5 protein-coding genes are annotated in these 5,982 nt (G+C 60.8%); 2 read left to right on the forward strand and 3 right to left on the reverse strand.

Going from position 1 to position 5,982, the window contains the following annotated elements; translation table 11 throughout:
• A partial coding sequence (locus WBV42_RS01345; protein WP_423984445.1) for a succinylglutamate desuccinylase/aspartoacylase family protein occupies positions 1-546 on the reverse strand: 546 nt, incomplete at its 3' end.
• A 134-nt stretch (positions 547-680) separates the two neighbouring features.
• On the opposite strand from WBV42_RS01345, the gene WBV42_RS01350 reads away from it, so the two are divergent.
• On the forward strand, positions 681-2,042 hold the full coding sequence (locus WBV42_RS01350) for a RimK family alpha-L-glutamate ligase (protein WP_423984446.1): 1,362 nt from the start codon (positions 681-683) through the stop codon (positions 2,040-2,042).
• Between the two features lie 67 nt (positions 2,043-2,109).
• The gene (locus WBV42_RS01355) at positions 2,110-2,697 is read left to right on the forward strand and encodes a DNA-3-methyladenine glycosylase family protein (RefSeq protein ID WP_423984447.1); all 588 of its coding nucleotides are present in this window, start codon (positions 2,110-2,112) and stop codon (positions 2,695-2,697) included.
• 81 nt (positions 2,698-2,778) lie between these two features.
• Here WBV42_RS01355 and WBV42_RS01360 read toward each other — a convergent pair whose 3' ends face one another.
• Both WBV42_RS01360 and WBV42_RS01365 read right to left on the reverse strand, forming a co-directional pair.
• On the reverse strand, positions 2,779-4,257 hold the full coding sequence (locus tag WBV42_RS01360) for a S8 family peptidase (protein ID WP_423984448.1): 1,479 nt from the start codon (positions 4,255-4,257) through the stop codon (positions 2,779-2,781).
• A gap of 104 nt (positions 4,258-4,361) precedes the next feature.
• Positions 4,362-5,780, reverse strand: a complete 1,419-nt coding sequence (locus WBV42_RS01365; RefSeq protein ID WP_423984449.1) for a S8 family peptidase — start codon at positions 5,778-5,780, stop codon at positions 4,362-4,364.
• Positions 5,781-5,982 lie beyond the last annotated feature (202 nt).

A 5,982-nucleotide genomic window follows, 5' to 3' on the forward strand; every position in this document is an offset into this window, starting at 1 on the left:
CGAGGAGATGATGACGTTCGAACCGAACGCGCGGGCGAGTCGGACCACCTCGGAATTCTCCATATCAGCACGAACGTGGAGCATGTTCGTTCGGCCGCGTGTGGACGTGTGGAAGTCGATGCCGAAATCGCACGGTTCGAGGAAGTTGCGATAGATCTGATCGGCCATCCGCTTCGCGCTCGTGGACCCCTGACGCCCCGGGAACGAGCGGTTCAGGTCGCGGTCGTAGATGGGGAGGTATCGCTGTTGGGCGAGGAACCCGGGGACGTTCATCACGGGGAGACAGACGATGGTCCCGTGTAACTCCTCGTGATTCCAGTCGTAGGCGACTTCACGGACGACCTCGATGCCGTTGAGTTCGTCACCGTGGGCCGCCGCAGAGAGAAAGACGGTCGGGCCGGGATACTCCCCGTTGACGATGGTAACGGGAATCCGAACTGGGTCACCGAGATACGTCTCGCTGATTCCGTACCGGATGTTTTGGATTTCGCCCGGTTCCACGATACCGCCATTATACGTGAACGGCTCCGCCTCGTCCCCGGTCATGTACACCACTCAGGGAGCACCGTATAAAAATATACTACTACACATGTCCTGTTCCGAAACTTTTCTGTGGGGAATGTTGACGCTTCAAATCAACTGGGAACGATTTAAGACCGAACGGACGAAATGTACAGTACATGGATTCTAACGGCTCACCTGTCCGAGTTGGGGTACTCAGTCTACACAACAGCAAGGAAACGAAAGCGATCTGCAACGCTATCGAAGATCTCGGTCACGAACCGGAGTGGCTTCGCCACGAGAACACGGCAGTCGAAATCGAGAATGGGGAAGTCACGCTTGAACCGGATATCGACGTCGTCGCCAACCGCCTTCTGCTCTCCAATACCGAACAACCGTCCGAAGCGCTCGGACTCGCGAACATCTACGACTCCCTCGTTCCGATTCTCAACCGACCGCCCGCGGTGATGACGGCCATTCACAAGTTCTCGACCGCGGCGAGCCTCACGAACGCCGGAGTCCAAGTTCCGGATGCGCTTCTCGCGCTCGACACCGACCGCCTCAACGACGGTCGGGCGAACTACGGCGAGGAGGCCGTCTACAAAACCGCCATCGGAACTCACGGCGGTGGGACGTGGAAGGTCGGTCCGGACGAACTCGTCAATCCGCGCGTCGGGGATCGACAGGCGTTCTTACAGGACCTCATCGAGCGCGACGAGGGACGACACCGCGACCTTCGCGTTTACGTCGTCGGCGATCAGATCGTCGGCGCGATGAACCGCTACGCGCCGGAAAACGACTGGCGGACGAACGTCGCGCTCGGCGGCGACGTCGAGGACATGACCGACGAACTGCCGGACGAAGTCGTCGATATCGCCCGCCGGGCGACCGACGTCGTCGGACTCGATTACGCTGGCGTGGACCTCATCGAGGGGAACGACGGCTGGTACGTCCTGGAAGTCAACCCGACGGCCGGGTTCAAGGGCCTGTACAAGGCGACCGGTCGAAGTGCGGCCCCGTACATCGCGAAGGCGGCGATCGAGGCGGGCGGCGGGGACGTCGACCACCAGCGCGTGGAAGAGTTGTCCGCGACGTTGGACGACTCCGTCCCGTCGTGCAAACCCGTCAGCAGTAGTCCGGAGCCGACCGAAACCGTCGTCATCGGCTACACCGAGGAAGTACTGGTGAGCGGAACCAGCGGGTCGGAGACCGTCGTCGCGAAATCCGACACGGGTGCGACCCGGTCGAGCATCGACACGAAACTCGCCGCCCAGATCGGTGCCGGTCCCATCAAGAGCATGACCCGCGTCAAGTCGGGCAGCAGCAAGTCGAGCAAATCGCGCCCCGTCGTTGACGTGGTCATCGGCGTCGGCGGCAACCGCCACACCGTCACCGCGAGCATCGAGGACCGAAGTCACATGGACTACCCGGTCCTCCTCGGTCGGGACATCCTCGAACATTACCAGGTGGACGTGCGTCGTCGCGTCGATGCCGATGACGAAGCCGAGATGGAAGAGGAAGAGGAGCACGCCGAAGAATAAGCAGGGTAAGGCGGTCAGCTTTTTTGCCGTGGCTTCCTACCGACGAGCAACTGCTACGAGTGAGACGATGAACGACGACGCACTATCTACACTTCGGGAGGACCCCGTGATGGCCGAGTTGCTCGACAGACACGACCCGTACTTGGAAGCGAACTGGTCGGAGTACGAACGGCTCTGTATCTCGATCATCAACCAACAGCTCTCGACGGCGAGCGCGGCGGCGGTCAAAGAGCGCGTCTTCTCCCTGCTCGGGGACGTGACGCCGAAAACCGTGCTGGCCGCGGACGACGACGACCTTCGGGACGCGGGTCTCTCGCGAACGAAAGTCGAATACCTGAAGAACGCTGCTCGCGCGTTCCAGCGGAACGATCTCACCAGGGAGGGACTATCCGAGCATTCGAACGAGGAAGTCGTGGACGCGCTGACGGAGATCAAGGGAGTCGGTGAGTGGACCGCCAGAATGTATCTGCTGTTCGTGCTGGAACGGGAGGACATCCTCCCGCTCGGTGACCTGGCGGTACGCCGCGGCATCCAGCAGCTATACGGAAACGGGACGGAGTTGACGCGCGAGGAGATGCGTGAAATCGGCGAACAGTGGCGACCCTACCGCTCGGTCGCGACGCGATACATCTGGGCCGAGTACGAATCGGAGTGAGAAACCCGTTCGAAAACGACGCCGGAGGGTGTCTACGGTCGTCCTTCCGCGGATACCGTAGTTGGGGGATGGGCGATGGATTCAGTCGTCGTGTCCGTGTCCGTGTCCATGTCCGTGGTCGCCGTCGCGGCCATGGCCGTGGTCGTCATCGTGACCGTGTCCGTGATGGTGACCCCAGATCGGTCGCCGGACGGCACGTCGGGTGTCGAGGTGGCCCTCTCCGTGGTAGGTCGGGTTGTCGAGGTCGCGCGCGGTGTTTTCGAGGTGTTCACGGACCTCGCCCGGCGTCGCGTCCTGGTTGACGCTCTTGATCAGCGCGGCAGCACCGACGACCTGCGGTGTCGCCATGCTCGTTCCCGCCTTCCAACCGTACGTGGGAACCATGTCCACGTCGTCGTCCTCGTCGCCCCAGTCGAACACCGTGCTCAACACCATGTCATATTGGGAGTTCGCATCCTCCGGGGCGTCCTGGTCGAGGTTTCCGCCGGGTGCGCTGATGTCGATGGCTTCCGCGCCGTAGTTGGTGTAGTACGCCGGTTCCCACGTCGGCTTTCGCAAGTGGTGGAGCGCCCGCTTGTAGTGATGATGGTCGTGGTGCCAGTGATGACCGTGGTGGTCTTCGTCCTCGTCCTTCTTCTCGTCGTCCCAGAGAAAGCCGATGGGACCGGTGGCGCTGATGCTCATGACGTTGTCGGCCTCGTTCGGGAGGCTGATGACGTCGCCGTCGGTATCGAGGTTCACACTGTCGTTGCCCGCGGCCGCGACGAGGAGCGTGCCCTTCTCGTTCGCGTGCGAGGACGCCCGCTCGATGGACTCCTCCAACAGTTCCGTATCCGAATCGTCCGGCAGCGGGTACGCGCCGAGACTCATGTTCGCCACGTCGGATTCGATGTCCGCGCTGTACACCATCGCCGCGACGATGTCCCCGAACGTCGCGAACGGTCCGGTAAAGACCCGAAGCGCGACGAGGTCCGTGTCCGGTGCGGTTCCGATGACGCCGTCCTCGTTCGATCCGTCGGCGGCGATGATGCCCGAGACGTGGGTCCCATGGTCGCTGATGAGCGGGTTGAAGTCCCCGCCGTCCCCGGTGAAGTTCTTCGAGAGGTCAGTGTTGAGCGCGTGTTTCAAATCCGGATGGGTTTCGAGCGCCCCGGAATCGATGACCGATACGCGGGTCCCCTCGCCGCGCGTCTTTCGGTGGACCTGGAGCACGTTCTGTGCCTGTTTGTCCCACTGCAGGTCGTAGCGTGTATCGTGTGGATGATGGTCCGAACGTTCGTGGTGTTCGGCCTCGACCCGGTTGAACTCCATCTTCACGTCCTTGGAGTACCGCGTTCCCACGACCTTGCTCTCGTCACCTTTGACCACGGCGATGCCGATTTGGCTGAGATCGTGGACGACTTTGAGGCCGTCGAGGACGTCGGCCGAGGCATCACGCAGATCGACGACGTATCGGTCCGAAGTCGATTCCGCGGAAACGGTCGGGACGGTCAGTGCCAATCCACCCAGTGCAACCCCTGCACCCTTCAAAAAAGAACGGCGCGTCGGTTTTCGTGACATTCGTTCTCACTTCCCATCGGACATATATTAATTTTAATACTCACTTATCGATTAAAAACATGAACATACAGAATACGTTCATCTTTTTCGGGACGAAGATGAACTCAGTCGTCGTGACCGTGGCCGTGATCGTCGTCGTGATCATATCCGCGACTGTGTCCGTGGCCGTCGTCGTGGTCGTCGTGGTCGTCATCGTGACCGTGATGACCCCAACGATCATCCCCGATTTCCTTCCAGACGGCCCGTGCGGTGTCGAGGTTGCCCTCCCCGTGGTAGGTCGGGTTGTCGAGGTCACGTGCCGTGTCTTCGAGGTGCTGGCGAACCTCGCCCGGCGTCGCATCCGGGTTGACGCTCTTGACCAGTGCGGCGACGGCCGTCACTTGTGGTGACGCCATGCTCGTTCCCGCCATCCGCCCGTAGTCCGGCACTCGTTCGCCGTCCTCTTCGGTAAAGATCGTGCTCAGAACGAGGTCGTAGTACCACTTCGAGTCGGTACCGATCTGGCTCTGGTCGGCGTTTCCGCCGGGTGCGCTGATGTCGACCGCATCCGCGCCGTAGTTCGTGTAAAACGCCGGTTCGTACGTCGGCTTTCGGAGGTGACGGAGCGCCGCGTGGTAGTTTTCGTCCTCCGGATTCTCGTCGTCCCAACGGTAGCCGATGGGGCCAGTGGCGCTGATGCTCATGACGTTGTCGGCCTCGTTCGGGAGGCTGATGACGTCGCCGTCGGCGTCGAGGTTGGACGCATCGTTCCCCGCCGCCGCAACCATGAGCGTGCCCTTCTCGTTCGCGTACGAGGACGCCCGTTCGACGGAGTCCTTGAGAACGGCGGTGTCCGAATCGTCCGGCAGCGGGTACGCACCGAGGCTCATGTTCGCCACGTCGGATCCGATGTCCGCGCTGTACACCATCGCCGCGATAACGTCGCCGAACGTCGCGTTCGGCCCGGAGAACACCCGAAGGGCAACGAGGTCTGTTTCGGGCGCGGTGCCGGTCACGCCTTTACCGTTCCTGTCGTCTGCGGCGATGATACCGGAACAGTGCGTTCCGTGGTCGCTCTCGACCGGATTGAAATCCCCGCCGTCGTCGGTGAAGTTCTTCGAGAGGTCGGTGTTGAGCGCGTGTTTCAAATCCGGATGGTCCTCGTACGCTCCCGAATCGATGACCGACACGCGGGTCCCCTCGCCGCGCGTCTTCCGGTGAACCTGCGGGATGCGTTGTGCCTGCTTGTCCCACTGGTACTTGTAGAGCGGGTCCTGCATCCAATGATGCCGGTCGTGGTGGTGTCCGTGATGCTCCACCTCCGGGAACGTCACCGCCATGTCGACGTCCTTCGAATACCGCGTTCCACTCACCTTTTCGTCAGTCCCCTTGACGACCGCGATGTCGATTTGATCGAGACGGTGGACGATGTCGAGCCCTGCCAGGTCGCTGTCCGATGTGGACCGAATATCGACGATATAGCGGTCCTCCGACGGACTCGCGGAGACCGTCGGCATCGTCATCGTCAGTCCAGCAAGTGCCACCCCTGCACCTTTCAAAAATGAACGTCTCGTTGGTTTTTGTGACATTCCAATAGATGCCAATACTTATTCTGTTTAATGTTATCGGTTTCGGCAACTGTTAACGAGCCACCCGAAGATAGATAATATATTGAAAGATTTAAATTCTAATATAATTAAAATGGTTTCAACTGTTGGCGATGGGATTAGCTGTCCACGTTACGGA

The organism is Haladaptatus sp. (genome assembly GCF_049589095.1).
In the GTDB taxonomy this organism is placed as follows: domain Archaea; phylum Halobacteriota; class Halobacteria; order Halobacteriales; family Haladaptataceae; genus Haladaptatus.

What these genes read in the sequence shown, in the direction of transcription:
- WBV42_RS01350 (WP_423984446.1), top strand. Translation starts at nt 681, where the DNA reads ATGGATTCTAACGGCTCACCTGTCCGAGTTGGGGTACTCAGTCTACAC.
- WBV42_RS01355 (WP_423984447.1), top strand. Translation starts at nt 2,110, where the DNA reads ATGAACGACGACGCACTATCTACACTTCGGGAGGACCCCGTGATGGCC.
- WBV42_RS01360 (WP_423984448.1), bottom strand. Translation starts at nt 4,257, where the DNA reads ATGTCACGAAAACCGACGCGCCGTTCTTTTTTGAAGGGTGCAGGGGTT.